This window comes from Photobacterium sp., assembly GCF_033720175.1.
Taxonomy (GTDB): Bacteria; Pseudomonadota; Gammaproteobacteria; order Enterobacterales; family Vibrionaceae; genus Photobacterium.
Genome location: NZ_JAWWDA010000007.1, coordinates 14088 through 27857 on the forward strand (window position 1 = coordinate 14088; position 13770 = coordinate 27857).

The following is a 13770-nucleotide window of genomic DNA, read 5'->3' on the forward strand; positions in this document are numbered from 1 at the left end:
CCTTAACCTAGGCTGATCTGGACGTCAACGCCAGCAGCTAGATCTAGACGCATTAGAGCATCAACAGTTTTATCTGTAGGCTCAACGATGTCGATAAGACGCTTGTGAGTACGGATTTCGTACTGATCACGTGCATCTTTATTGACGTGTGGAGAAATAAGAACAGTGAAGCGCTCTTTGCGAGTCGGTAGTGGAATAGGACCACGAACCTGCGCGCCAGTACGCTTAGCTGTTTCAACGATTTCCGCAGTAGACTGGTCGATCAAACGGTGATCGAACGCCTTTAGGCGGATACGAATACGTTGGTTCTGCATGAGACAGAGCTCCAGTAAAATTTACACAAACAATATCGCCATTCACGCTCAGTTAAACGAGGGAATGTCGATTGATTTATGTGAAACCGTAGTACCCCTTTTGGGTACGTTGTCAGTCAATTTAATGACTGCGAACATAAGTCAGAGTATACATTACCAAGTCGTTTATGAGCGACTTCTTCCTCAACGCTTATTGGTTCACAACTATCTTTAACGAGACAGTGGCGTGCATTATACAGATCACACTTTTAAGCGCAAGCCTTGATCGATAAATAATCGTTCGAGTTACGAAAACCGATCTGATCTGAAAGGAAGTCCATCATTAGGCTTCCCTATCTTATTTCATCAATACGTTGTTAGGGTATCGACACTGAACTTGTACGCTGGCTTTAACCTGAAATTTGTGTCTGGCTATAATTCGCATTCCCTATTTTTTCAATCAGGTCTAGCTGGGTTTCAAACCAATCAGCATGCTCTTTTTCTTTTTGCTGGATATCCCGAAACAAGTCACAGGTAACGTAATCATGAACTTTTTCAGCATAAGCAATAGCATCATTTAGATCGAGCATCGCAGCCATCTCCAACGCTAAATCGCACTCCAGCATATCCTGGGGATCTTCACCAATATTGAGCTTGCCTAAATCGGGCAGATCCGGCAATCCACCTAACAACAGGATGCGTTTAATCAAGTGCTCGGCATGCTTCCTGTCATCTCGCGATTCATGCGATTCCTTGTTGGCAAGACGCGTTAAGCCCCATTCCTTATATATTCTTGCATGCAGGGCGTATTGGTTGATGGCGACTAATTCATTGGCCAGCACTTCGTTGAGGTATTTAATGATTTTCGGGTCGGTTTTCATGAGAAGGGGGATACTTTTTTTTCAGGTCTTTTAATAGTAGAACCAATTTCAAGAGTGTCAAAAGAGAGAGAGCCAAGATTGACTCGATTTTTGTCGCTTATGATAAATACCGGCTCGATGACCTTCTGGACCATACCGATACAGTTCCCGAATTTCGATCTCAAAGTGGGTCGATATCAGTCAGGTTCGAGCAATTAACTCCTTACTACACAGTACTAATTTACAGGCATAAAAAAAGGGAGCCCTTAGGCTCCCTTTCTGTGTCGTTCAATTATTGCAAATTAAGCAACGATTGTAGCAACAACACCAGCACCAACTGTACGGCCACCTTCACGGATAGCAAAACGTAGACCTTCGTCCATCGCGATAGGCGCGATTAGAGTAACAGTCATAGAGATGTTATCACCAGGCATTACCATTTCAACGCCTTCTGGCAGTTCAATAGTACCCGTTACGTCAGTTGTACGGAAGTAGAACTGTGGACGGTAACCTTTGAAGAAAGGAGTGTGACGACCGCCTTCATCTTTAGAAAGAACATAGATTTCTGAAGTGAAAGTAGTGTGTGGAGTGATTGAACCTGGCTTAGCAAGAACCTGACCACGTTCAACTTCGTCACGCTTAGTACCACGTAGAAGAACACCAACGTTCTCACCAGCACGGCCTTCGTCAAGAAGCTTACGGAACATCTCAACACCAGTACATGTAGTAGTGATAGTGTCTTTGATACCGATGATTGCAACTTCGTCACCTACGCGAACGATACCTTGCTCAACACGACCCGTTACAACAGTACCACGGCCCTGGATTGAGAATACATCTTCGATAGGAAGGATGAATGGTAGATCGATTGCACGCTCTGGCTCTGGGATGTAGTTATCTAGAGCTTCAGCTAGTTCAATGATCTTCTCTTCCCACTGAGCTTCACCGTTAAGTGCGCCTAGTGCAGAACCCATGATTACTGGGCAGTCATCACCTGGGAAATCGTACTCAGAAAGAAGTTCACGAACTTCCATTTCTACTAGTTCTAGTAGCTCTTCATCATCAACCATGTCACATTTGTTCATGAATACGATGATGTAAGGGATACCAACCTGACGACCAAGAAGGATGTGCTCACGCGTCTGAGGCATAGGGCCATCAGTTGCAGCAACAACTAGGATACCACCATCCATTTGAGCAGCACCTGTGATCATGTTTTTAACATAATCGGCGTGTCCTGGGCAGTCAACGTGTGCGTAGTGACGGCTTGGAGTATCGTACTCTACGTGAGAAGTAGAGATTGTGATACCGCGCTCGCGCTCTTCTGGAGCGTTATCGATAGATGCGAAATCTTTAGCAACACCGCCGTAAACTTTTGCAAGAGTAGTACAGATAGCTGCAGTTAGAGTTGTTTTACCGTGATCGACGTGGCCAATGGTACCAACGTTAACGTGCGGTTTTACGCGTTCAAATTTTTCTTTAGACACAATCGTGTTCCTTCCTAGTTAAGATACGCCCCCTACTAGGTTAGGGGACGCGTCCGAAGTTTGTATTTTAATGCGCCAACCGCAGTTGACGCAAATAATTCAATTATGTGCGCTCTGCGATGATGCCATCTGCAATGTTCTTAGGAACTTCAAAGTACTCATGAAATTCCATCGAGTAAGACGCACGGCCTTGAGTTGCAGAACGTAAGTCAGTTGCATAACCAAACATTGAAGACAGAGGGACCTTAGCATGAATGATTTTAAGGCCCGCGAGGCCATCATCCATACCTTCGATCATGCCGCGGCGACGGTTAAGATCGCCAACCACATCACCCATCCAGTCTTCAGGAGTCGTTACTTCAACTTTCATCATGGGTTCAAGAATAACAGGGTTTGCTTCTAGCGCACCTTTCCTGAATGCCATTGAACCTGCGATTTTAAACGCCATTTCGCTGGAGTCAACATCGTGATAAGAGCCATCGAACAGCGTCGCTTTCACGTCAAGAACAGGGTAGCCCGCAAGCACACCATTCTTCATTTGCTCTTCGATACCCTTAGATACTGAACCAATAAACTCTTTTGGTACAGCACCGCCGACGATTTCATCAACGAAGACGAAACCTTCACCAGGTTCAGACGGTTCAATCTTAAGCCAAACATGACCAAACTGACCACGGCCACCGGATTGACGTACAAACTTGCCTTCAACTTCTGTTTTACCACGAATAGTTTCGCGATAAGCAACCTGAGGTTTACCCACGTTACAGTCAACGCTGAATTCACGCTTCATACGGTCAACGATGATATCAAGGTGAAGTTCACCCATACCAGAAATTAACGTCTGGCCTGATTCATCATCGGTTTCCACTCGGAAAGATGGGTCTTCTGCCGCCAGCTTACTCAGCGCGACACCCATCTTTTCTTGATCAGCTTGCGATCTTGGCTCAACCGCGATCTGAATTACTGGCTCAGGAAACTCCATCCGCTCAAGAATAACTTTGTCATTCAGGTCGCACAGAGTATCACCAGTAGTTACGCTTTTAAGACCAATTGCCGCAGCGATATCACCGGCACGGATTTCTTTGATCTCTTCGCGTTTGTTCGCGTGCATCTGAACGATACGACCAAAACGCTCACGTTTCTCTTTCACAGAGTTGAAGACGGTATCACCAGTGTTTACAACACCTGAATAAACACGCATGAACGTCAATGTACCAACGAACGGGTCGGTTGCGATTTTAAACGCAAGTGCTGAGAAAGGTTCGTCATCGCTTGAATGACGCTCAACAGCATTACCTCGTTCGTCTTCACCTTTGATAGCTTTCACTTCGGTTGGTGAAGGGAGGTAATCGATAACTGCATCCAGTACTGCCTGAACACCTTTGTTCTTAAAAGCAGAACCACACGTTGCCAGCACGATTTCATTGTTCAGGGTACGATGACGAAGACCTGCCTTAATTTCTTCTTCAGACAGCTCACCTTCTTCAAGGTATTTATCCATTAGTTCTTCAGTAGCTTCTGCCGCTGACTCAACTAAGTTCATGCGCCATTCATCAGCAAGGTCTTGCAGCTCTGCTGGGATGTCTTCATGGGTGAAAGTCATACCTTGATCTTCTTCCGACCAATTAATGGTCTTCATTTTGATCAGGTCGATTACACCTTTAAATTCTTCTTCAGCACCAATGTTAAGCTGGATTGGCACTGGGTTCGCACCAAGACGGTTCTTAATCTGGTCAACAACCCGAAGGAAGTCTGCACCAGCACGGTCCATCTTGTTGACGAAAACCATACGCGGCACTTCATACTTATCAGCTTGACGCCATACGGTCTCAGACTGCGGCTCAACACCGGAAGCACCACAGAAAACTACAACAGCACCATCGAGTACGCGCAAAGAACGTTCAACTTCAATAGTGAAGTCAACGTGTCCCGGGGTATCAATAATGTTTACGCGATGCTCTGGAAACTGACCGTCCATACCACGCCAGAACGTAGTAGTCGCAGCGGATGTGATAGTGATACCACGCTCCTGCTCCTGCTCCATCCAGTCCATAGTAGCAGCGCCGTCGTGTACTTCACCGATCTTGTGAGATAGGCCTGTATAAAACAGGATACGCTCGGTAGTCGTTGTTTTACCGGCGTCGACGTGAGCACAGATACCGATATTACGGTAGCGCTCGATAGGCGTTTTACGAGCCACGGTTGTATCCTCTTACTAAGGTTAACCTTAGAGTATGGTTTAGACACAGCAGGAATCGCCTGCTGTGTCCATTTGCTATTACCAGCGGTAATGTGCGAACGCTTTGTTCGCGTCTGCCATACGGTGAACGTCTTCACGTTTCTTAACAGCAGTACCTTTGTTGTCAGCCGCATCAAGCATTTCGCCTGCTAGACGCTGAGCCATAGATTTTTCACCACGCTTACGCGCAGCATCAACTAACCAGCGCATAGCCAGTGCGTTGCGACGTACTGGACGTACTTCTACAGGCACCTGGTAAGTTGAACCACCCACACGGCGAGATTTAACTTCTACCGATGGACGTACATTTTCAAGAGCTTTTTCGAATACAGATAAACATTCTTCACCAGAACGCTCAGCCATAGTATCTAGTGCAGTGTAAACGATTTTTTCTGCAGTAGATTTCTTTCCGTCAACCATAAGGATGTTAACGAATTTTGCCAGCAGATCAGATCCGAACTTAGGATCTGAAAGAATTTTACGCTGACCGATTACGCGACGACGTGGCATGGATATATCTCCGTTGTCTTCTTCAGGTTATCCAAAACTTTTCAGTTTTTTCAAAATAATTTAAATGTTTGGCCTTACTTAACGGAATCCATTAAGACTTAGGACGCTTAACACCGTACTTAGAACGACCTTTCTTACGGTCGTTAACGCCTGCACAGTCAAGTGCACCACGAACGGTGTGGTAACGCACACCTGGTAAATCTTTAACACGACCACCACGGATAAGAACAACTGAGTGCTCCTGAAGGTTGTGACCTTCACCGCCGATGTATGAAGTAACTTCAAAGCCGTTAGTCAGACGAACACGACATACTTTACGTAGTGCGGAGTTCGGTTTTTTAGGTGTAGTAGTGTAAACACGAGTACATACACCACGCTTTTGCGGGCACGCTGCTAGCGCAGGCACGTTGCTTTTTACAACTTGCTTTACACGTGGCTTGCGAACCAGCTGGTTAATAGTTGCCATTAAATAGCTCCTGAAATATTACTTTCGTAAAATGTGAAAAATCTGCCTCCCAACAACAGGAGGACGCGAAATTTTAGGCGTCGCACAATAGGGTGTCAAGATGTATACAACGATCAATGATGTGATCATTTCTTAAACAATCATAAAAATTGACAGGCCATGCCGTATAAAGCGCGATTTCAGGCCCAATTCATCTGTGTTTCATGCTTGACGGAAAGCGATACAAAACCTTTGTAATCAATAACTTCAAAACAACAATCTACTTTTTCAATAATTCCTCGCGCCGAGAGATCTTCTTTCAGTAAATAAATTTTTACACCTGAATTTTTTATTGCCTCACACCAGAAATTTTCTCTTAATCCGGCGATTACTGCATCTTGGAGCAATAAAATCTCATCATCTTGGCTTATATAGCGTAGACAGCTTTGCAAAGACTGGGTATGAAAAGGGGATGTTGTGATGGTATGTAGCATGTCGCCCTCAGAAGCTTAGTATGCGTTGGCAATGTTGCAATTTTATCGTTATTTCGGCTTCATCCAGGACGGCCGCATCAATGATCAATTCTTCTTTTGCCATCCTCCGCTCCGCCATTGAGCGCCGACACACATAAATATTCTCAATATCGTATAAATCGAGCATTTTGAATGTTGCGATATAATCGCGGGATAGAATGGCGGCAGGCTGCTGCTTGTTCAGGAGCTGAAAAACCCCGTCGTCAAGAAAGAACAAATGTAAATCTTCACTGTAGGCTGATGTGGCCAATACCGCATCAAGACCTTCCCGACCACAGCTCTTACCATGCGGGGCACTTCGGAATACAAAGCCTAACGGTTTCATGTTGCTCTCTTAAAATAGGGCACTTAAAATTGAATCACACGATCAGCAGTCAGCAGCGCTTCCGCCAAACCGCCCAGTCCTGCCGATTCAAATCCTGCCGCCAGATTATTGCCCGGCAGCTGATTCTGTTCAGCCTCTTGCGCACTCACAATGCCACGACGCAATGCCGCTGCAACGCAGGTTTGCAACTCAATATTATGTTCTGCGGACAGCTGTTGCCAGGCGGCAACCAGATCAAATTCATCCGACGCGGGAGCTGTCAGCGCAGAACCATTATAAACACCGTCTTGATAAAAAAAGATCCGGGACAGTCGATGCCCCTGATCGATTACCGCCAGCGCAAATTGATAGGCTGAACGAGCCGATTGGCGGCCATATGCCGGACCATCAACCACCAAGACATAATTCAAGGTCATTTTTCGCCATCCTCAGTTTTTCGCTGACGAATATAGAGGTACACGGTGTGTTTGGAGATATTCAAGCGGTCAGCAACCCGATTAATGGCATCTTTAATATCGAAAATGCCCTTATCGTACAACTCCATCACAATTTGCCGGTTTTTGGCGTTGTTCGATACGCCTTTATCAGCATTAATTTCTTCAATCGTACGTTCGACAGTCTGATCCACCAACTCATCAACATCGCTGGCAAAGTTGACCGTTGAAGCCGCATGCTTCGCCTCATCGGTAGGCATGAAAGATTGCAGAATTTGTGAGAAAGGAGCATCGAGGTTGATGTTAATACACAACAAACCGATGATCCGCTTTTCACCGTTACGAATGGCAATGGTGATTGACTTCATCAAATCACCGCCTTTTGCCCGCGTGAAATAAGCACGAGAAAAATTACGTTCTGACCCTTCAATATCCCGTAACATCCGCAGCGCCAAATCGGTAATTGGCGATCCGACCTTACGCCCGGTATTTTCACCGTTGGCAATCTTGATTGCCGACGTATTCAGATCCGCTAATGAATGCAATACGATCTCACAAAACGGACCGATCAATGCCGCCAGGCCATCAACCACTGCTTCATAAGAGTGTAAAACAATATAGTCGTGCTCAGTGAAAGCGCGACTTTCAACCAAGTCACTTTCAATCATGACATCAGAACCAAAGTTATCTGTAGAGACCACTGTTCACATCTTCCTTGCAAATACCCATTACATTCATTATCAGCTCAACTTAGCGTCAATAGATAATCAATAGAATGGACATAAATTCAAACTTTGTTGCAAGTTTATCAGAATATCGATAAAAAAAGACCCGACACAAGCCGGGTCTTATCAAACTATTTGCAAAATTTATCTGTGATAAACACGTAAATTACTGCGTTTTAGCTTCCGCAGCGGGTTGTTCCGCTTTTACGATGTCTAGCAACTCAACTTCAAACACTAGCGTTGAGTTGGCAGGAATGCTTGGGTTGGCCTGAGATCCGTACGCCAGCTCTGGCGGGATAACAAACTTAAATTTAGAACCTACCGGCATTAACTGTACACCTTCTGTCCAGCCAGGGATCACTTGATTTAGCGGGAATGTCGCAGGCTGGTCACGCTTGTAAGAGCTATCAAACTCAGTACCGTCAGTCAGCATGCCTTTGTAGTGTACTTTGACCGTATCTGTTGCCGCGGGCTTTTCGCCTTCACCTTGCTTTTCGACTTGGTACAAAAGACCTGACTCAGTCTTTGCTACGCCGTCCTGCTTTTCAAATTCAGTCCGGAAGTCTTCGCCTGCTTTGAGGTTTTTGTCAGATTCCACTTTCGATTTTTCTGCTGCGATATCAGAAATACGCTTATCAAGCTCCTGCAGCGCCTGCTGTGTTTCTTCAGGCGTCATGCGGCTCTTGTTCGCAAAGACGTCACTCACGCCTGCTAGTACGTCATCACGGTTCAGTTCCAGGCCGAGCTCTTTTTGCTGGTCCAGGTTCGCCGCAAGGTATTGCGCAAGAGAGGCACCGATTGCATAAGCTGATTTTTGATCTTCAGAGGCAAACGCTTCTTTTGCTTGTTCAGCGGTTGCTGTATCTGCTGCTACCTGCTCTACTTTTGCAGGCTCAGCGGATTGTGTTTCCGCCGCTTTTTCATCTTGGCAGCCAACGGCCAGTAGGATTGTTGCAGCCAGAACAGACATCTTTAGAACAGGTTTCATGTATTTCTCCATCAGTCGATGAGGTAATGCCTCATTTTTTAGCTTTGCTTTCCACTGTAGGTGTGAAAAACATGCCATATCAATATACTACTACCAGTTTTATTAAGTAACTGCCTAACAATTGTGTTTGTTCAGTTATTTAATACGATTGATAGCATTCTTTACTTAGCAAAACAAACCGGAACCAGACCTTAATGCGTAAGATATTCCACAGAATTAGCATCATTTTGGTACTGATATTACTCAGTGGCTGTTTTTTTTCTGGTTCGGAAATCAAACGCTGGGTTTTAGCTCCTGAAGGCGCAACCAGTTTCAGCCTGAGCAGAGACGGACGATTTGCCCTTTTCAATTCAGCCCAACAAGGTATCGTGCTATGGGACCTACAGCAAAACAAAAGGTTAGCAGATTTTGGTTCTCAAGATCCACATCACAATACCGTCCTTTCCAGCACAATTTCTGACAACAACCGCTACGCTATTACCGCCACAGCACAGAACTTTGCGGTGTGGGATTTGGCCTGGGGGCAATCAGACGGTTTATGGTCCATTTCTGATGGCGTTATTCGCGATGTCGCTATTGCCAATAACGGTCAGCATATTGTCCTGGCGCTCTCTAACAGCAAAGCACTTTATATCGACTTGGGCACTGGACGTCGTCTAGAGTTCCTTGCACACAGAGAAAAAGTTAATTCTGTTGCTATTTCTGCCAACGGACAGTATGCCTTGTCTGGCGGCAATGATTATTTTGCGTATTTATGGGAAACCCGAACAGGCCAGATCATTTATCGTTTCGAACACACTTCCCGGATCAGCCGGGTCGCTCTGCAGCGTCATGGAAAATTGGCGCTAACGGCCGATGGGACCAATGATGTGTTTGTCTGGGATCTGACCAGCGGCAAGAAACAGGCAGAGCTTGCCGTACGCTTACGCCAACAGAATTTATCCAGCGCCCGTTTCTCCGAAGATGGAACACAGTTAGTCACAGGCACCCCTTCGCGACGCGTAGAGCTCTGGGATAGCGCGACGGGCAAGAATCTGGGACGCTGGGAAGCAGCCCCCCTACAAGATGCTAGACCACCGTCAGCAGTGGTGTATGATGTGGCCATTACAGCTTCCGGACAGGTGATCTCTGGTACCTCTGCGGGTATTGCCCAGGCTTGGACAACAGAATAAAACCAATCAGAGTCAGCTCTGGTTAGTATAACGTTTATTGGTATATAACCTCATGACTGATATTAAAAAACTACAGGCTCAGATTGATGAGCTGGAAATGAAGCAGGCTTTTCAGGAACAAACTATTGACGAGCTGAACCAGGCGTTAACCGATCAGCAATTCCAGTTTGACAAGATGCAGGTTCAGCTTAAATTCCTGGTTGGGAAGGTGAAAGGCTTTGAGACATCAAACATGGCCGAAGAATCTGAAGAAACCCCGCCACCGCATTATTGATCATCAGCAGAAGCGCGGTTCAAGCAACGAGGAATAAGGCTATCTTCTCGTAAACTGAATCTGATCCATAAAAACGGGAAGCCAAGGCTTCCCGTTTTTTATATGTTCTTAATTAAGACCCGCTCTTAACAAGCGTGCTTGTTAGTGAGAGCAGCCACAGCCGCCTTTTTCTTCGCCGCCGCAACAACCACCTTCTTCACCGTGGTCGTGATCATGGTCGTGGTCGCCGCAGCCACCGCCACCACAACAGCCGCCATCCTGATGGATGTGACCATGCTCGATCTCTTCTTCTGTCGCAGCACGCAATGCAACAACTTCCGCCGTGAACGTCAGCGTCTGACCGGCAAGCATGTGGTTACCGTCAACCACCACTTCATCGCCGTCGACTTCAGTGACTTCGACCGGGATTGGACCCTGATCAGTATCTGCCAGGAAACGCATCCCAACCGTAATTTCATCAACACCCTGGAATACGTCGGCTGGTACGCGCTGAACCATTTCCTCAACGTGCTCACCGTATGCATCTTCAGGAGCCACAGTCACTTCAAACTTGTCGCCGGCTTCACGACCTTCTAGCGCTTTCTCTAGGCCAACAATCAGATTGTTGTGACCGTGCAGATAATCAAGTGGTGCATCAGTAGTTGATTGATCGACTACGATGCCTTCTTCAGTTTTCACTTGATATGCCAAACTTACTACGATGTCTTTAACGACTTTCATGTTTACTCCGAAATTTGAGCCAGGTGTTGAGTTTGGTGTTAAGACGCTATAATACCTATCTTGGCACCATGATACTAGAGCCTGTTTATTCAGGTTTGAAAATGCCAATCACTTGCTGTTTTTTGTCTTTTCCATGCTGTTCGCTTTGCTCTACCGACTGGGGAAGACGACGGTCTGTATGCTGGCATTCAACACACTCGACGGTCTCAATATCATTTTCTCTCCACCAGCGTAAGGTGTCTTGTTTTTGACAAGCAGGACACTCCGCTCCAGCAATAAATCGTTTTTTCATAACCACTTCCATTTGCAAATCCAAACCACACAGTCTGAATTAATCCCAACCATTATGCCGATCACGCTCACCGCGCATCTCGCGATCAAAAATATCTTCCAGCTCTTTACGGGCCTCTTTCGACCGTGATGCCAGGTGAACATCTTCCGAGTGCTGTGGCAATAAATCCCGCAGCGCTGTAGTGTCAAGTTTACGGAAGTGTGCTTCTGCCCGTTTAGCTTTGTACGGGTGCATACCTAAAGATATGAGGGTTTGACGGCCTAAATCAAGCGCGCTGGCAAATGTTTCACGTGAAAAATTCTCGACCCCGAGGCTCAGTAACTGGTGTGCCTCGACCCGGCTCCGTGCACGCGCCAGCACTTTCAAGTTCGGAAAATAACGCTGGCACAGGGTGACGATCTCCATCACCTCGTCAGGTCCATCGGCGCAGATAATAATGGCTTCGGCTTTATCGGCCCCGGCCGCACGTAATAAATCCAGCTGTGTCGCATCGCCGTAATACACCTGGTAGCCGAATTTACGCAAAAACTGTATCTGGCTGGGATCCCGCTCCAGTACTGTCACCCTGATTTTATTGGCAAACAATAACCGCCCTACCACCTGGCCAAAACGACCGAAGCCGGTAATGATCACTCGCGGATCACGGTCAATAACATCGCTTTCCAGCGTCTCTGCGTCGGCTTTAAAAGTATGAATGAACCACTTCTTTTGCAGCAGCAGTATCAACGGAGTGGTCATCATGGAAATACTGACGACCACCAGAAGAAATGCGGTTAACGATTCACCCAGCAATCCATCCCCTTTCGCGGCGGTAAACAAGACAAACGCAAATTCACCGCCCTGGCTGAGTATTGCGGCCATCTGACTCCGTGACTTAGCTCGGATACCAAACAGTCGTGCCAGGCCATAAAGCAACAGTCCCTTGACGGTGACCAGCGCCACCACCGCCACTAAAATCAGCAGCGGAAATTCCAGTAACAAACCAAGGTTGACCGCCATCCCGACGGAAATAAAGAACAGCCCCAGCAACAAGCCCTTGAACGGTTCAATGGCAATTTCTAGCTCATGGCGATATTCACTCTCGGCCAGCAGCACACCTGCCAGGAATGTGCCCAGTGCCATTGACAGTCCGAGCGACTGCATCCCCAAACCAATGCCAATCACAAGCAGCAGGGCCGCAACATTAAACAGTTCGCGCACCCCGCTAAGAACCACCCAGCGAAACAACGGCCGTAGTAAATAGTGGCCGCCGACTAATAAGGCACCGATCCCACCGATCATCCAGGCAAAATCAAGCCAACTGCCGCCGCCGCCGCCAGCCAGCACCGGCAGGATAGCCAGCATAGGGATCACCGCGATATCCTGAAACAGCAATACCGCAAAACCGGATTGTCCGCTTTCACTGCCATCAAGATTTTGCTCTTCAATCACCCGCAATGCGATGGCCGTCGATGACAGCGCCAGCCCCATACCGACCACCAGCGCATCACGCCAGCTGATCTCAGGCAAAAACAGGCTGCCGGCCATGACAATCGCGGTGATCACAACGCTGGTCAGCACCACCTGACTACCGCCAAGACCGAGGATAGGCTTGCGCATCTGCCACAGTTTTTTGGGGTTTAGCTCTAAACCAATGAGAAACAACAGCAGCACAACACCAAACTCAGAAAAATGAAGGATGGCATCAACATCGGTGATCAGGCTCAGCCCCCACGGACCAATTGCGATTCCCGCCAGCAGGTAACCCAGAACCGATCCCAGGCCAAGGCGCTGGGCAATTGGCACCGCTACGACTGCCGCCGCAAGAAAAACCACACTGACGGATAACACATCATTCACCATTCGAATTCCCCTTATCCACGGTATAGGCATGTGTTCCTTGCTCGCTGTCAGCAAAAGGATCTGCCAACCAGGATCGGTAGGCCTGTGCATGTTGCTGACGTTCGCTAACGGGGATCCGCCGTGCCCAGTGCAGTACCAATGGCTCGATCCAGTTCATTTGGCACAAATCAGCGGTCAGCTCAAAGGGCTTAAGAATCTCAGCAATACTGCACCGGTTATAGCCATCCGGGGTATACGCCTCTGCCGCCCCTCCCGTTGTGACAACCGAACGCCAGTACTTACCTTTGGTAGATACCCCTTCGCCGTGGGCATAACCTTTGCTCAGTACCACATCAATCCATTCTTTGAGCAACGCCGGGCATGAATACATATAGAGGGGGTGTTGAAAAACGATGATGTCGTACTGTTCAATGAGTCGCTGCTCTTGCCCGACATCAATAAAAAAGTCAGGATAAGCACCATAAAGATCATGAATGGTAACATGAGGCAAGTCGGCAATACTTGCCAGCATCTCCCGGCTAGCAACCGATTCTTGCGGATCCGGGTGAGCAAATATTACCAGAATGTTAAGCTGGTCTTGTGTGGTCATATCTTTCCTTACCCCCTGCTTCCGGCGATCCTTTCAGGTATA

At 47.2% G+C, this 13770-nt stretch carries 17 protein-coding genes; 2 read left to right on the forward strand and 15 right to left on the reverse strand.

What is annotated here, in order from left to right; genetic code table 11:
- Nucleotides 1-2: 2 nt before the first annotated feature.
- The 11 genes from rpsJ to fkpA all read right to left on the reverse strand — a co-directional run bounded on the left by rpsJ (nucleotide 3) and on the right by fkpA (nucleotide 8839).
- The gene (gene rpsJ, locus R3289_RS09495; RefSeq protein ID WP_005501283.1) at nucleotides 3-314 is read right to left on the reverse strand and encodes a 30S ribosomal protein S10; all 312 of its coding nucleotides are present in this window, start codon (nucleotides 312-314) and stop codon (nucleotides 3-5) included.
- Between the two features lie 389 nt (nucleotides 315-703).
- The gene (bfr, locus tag R3289_RS09500) at nucleotides 704-1174 is read right to left on the reverse strand and encodes a bacterioferritin (protein WP_318925268.1); all 471 of its coding nucleotides are present in this window, start codon (nucleotides 1172-1174) and stop codon (nucleotides 704-706) included.
- Nucleotides 1175-1455: 281 nt separating this feature from the next.
- Nucleotides 1456-2640, reverse strand: coding sequence for an elongation factor Tu (gene tuf / locus R3289_RS09505; protein ID WP_318925269.1), 1185 nt, complete (start codon nucleotides 2638-2640; stop codon nucleotides 1456-1458).
- Nucleotides 2641-2743: 103 nt separating this feature from the next.
- Nucleotides 2744-4840, reverse strand: coding sequence for an elongation factor G (gene fusA / locus R3289_RS09510; RefSeq protein WP_318925270.1), 2097 nt, complete (start codon nucleotides 4838-4840; stop codon nucleotides 2744-2746).
- 78 nt (nucleotides 4841-4918) lie between these two features.
- A complete protein-coding gene (rpsG, locus tag R3289_RS09515; protein ID WP_318925271.1) occupies nucleotides 4919-5389 on the reverse strand; it encodes a 30S ribosomal protein S7 in 471 nt (156 codons plus the stop codon).
- Between the two features lie 91 nt (nucleotides 5390-5480).
- The gene (gene rpsL, locus R3289_RS09520; RefSeq protein WP_107283411.1) at nucleotides 5481-5855 is read right to left on the reverse strand and encodes a 30S ribosomal protein S12; all 375 of its coding nucleotides are present in this window, start codon (nucleotides 5853-5855) and stop codon (nucleotides 5481-5483) included.
- A gap of 179 nt (nucleotides 5856-6034) precedes the next feature.
- Nucleotides 6035-6328, reverse strand: a complete 294-nt coding sequence (tusB, locus tag R3289_RS09525) for a sulfurtransferase complex subunit TusB (RefSeq protein ID WP_318925272.1) — start codon at nucleotides 6326-6328, stop codon at nucleotides 6035-6037.
- Nucleotides 6329-6335: 7 nt separating this feature from the next.
- A complete protein-coding gene (gene tusC, locus R3289_RS09530) occupies nucleotides 6336-6692 on the reverse strand; it encodes a sulfurtransferase complex subunit TusC (protein WP_318925273.1) in 357 nt (118 codons plus the stop codon).
- Between the two features lie 23 nt (nucleotides 6693-6715).
- Nucleotides 6716-7108 carry a sulfurtransferase complex subunit TusD gene (gene tusD, locus R3289_RS09535; protein ID WP_318925274.1) on the reverse strand — a complete coding sequence of 131 codons (393 nt, stop codon included), beginning with the start codon at nucleotides 7106-7108 and terminating at the stop codon, nucleotides 6716-6718.
- Complete coding sequence (locus R3289_RS09540; protein ID WP_413466693.1) at nucleotides 7105-7794, reverse strand: transcriptional regulator; 690 nt, start codon at nucleotides 7792-7794, stop codon at nucleotides 7105-7107. The genes tusD and R3289_RS09540 overlap by 4 nt, the downstream gene beginning before the upstream one ends.
- Before the next feature lie 223 nt (nucleotides 7795-8017).
- Nucleotides 8018-8839, reverse strand: coding sequence for an FKBP-type peptidyl-prolyl cis-trans isomerase (gene fkpA / locus R3289_RS09545; protein WP_318925276.1), 822 nt, complete (start codon nucleotides 8837-8839; stop codon nucleotides 8018-8020).
- A gap of 194 nt (nucleotides 8840-9033) precedes the next feature.
- On the opposite strand from fkpA, the gene R3289_RS09550 reads away from it, so the two are divergent.
- Nucleotides 9034-10011 (forward strand): hypothetical protein, encoded by a 978-nt coding sequence (locus R3289_RS09550; protein WP_318925277.1) that lies wholly within the window; start codon nucleotides 9034-9036, stop codon nucleotides 10009-10011.
- Between the two features lie 52 nt (nucleotides 10012-10063).
- Nucleotides 10064-10285, forward strand: coding sequence for a SlyX family protein (locus tag R3289_RS09555; protein ID WP_318925278.1), 222 nt, complete (start codon nucleotides 10064-10066; stop codon nucleotides 10283-10285).
- A 141-nt stretch (nucleotides 10286-10426) separates the two neighbouring features.
- Here the strand turns inward: R3289_RS09555 and slyD are convergent, their stop codons facing one another.
- The 4 genes from slyD to kefG form a co-directional block, all read right to left on the reverse strand.
- A complete protein-coding gene (gene slyD, locus R3289_RS09560) occupies nucleotides 10427-11005 on the reverse strand; it encodes a peptidylprolyl isomerase (protein WP_318925279.1) in 579 nt (192 codons plus the stop codon).
- An 85-nt stretch (nucleotides 11006-11090) separates the two neighbouring features.
- A complete protein-coding gene (locus R3289_RS09565; RefSeq protein WP_318925280.1) occupies nucleotides 11091-11297 on the reverse strand; it encodes a YheV family putative zinc ribbon protein in 207 nt (68 codons plus the stop codon).
- A 39-nt stretch (nucleotides 11298-11336) separates the two neighbouring features.
- Entirely contained in the window at nucleotides 11337-13139 is a 1803-nt protein-coding gene (kefB, locus tag R3289_RS09570; protein WP_318925281.1) for a glutathione-regulated potassium-efflux system protein KefB, read from the reverse strand.
- Complete coding sequence (kefG, locus tag R3289_RS09575; RefSeq protein ID WP_318925282.1) at nucleotides 13129-13728, reverse strand: glutathione-regulated potassium-efflux system ancillary protein KefG; 600 nt, start codon at nucleotides 13726-13728, stop codon at nucleotides 13129-13131. The genes kefB and kefG overlap by 11 nt, the downstream gene beginning before the upstream one ends.
- Nucleotides 13729-13770 lie beyond the last annotated feature (42 nt).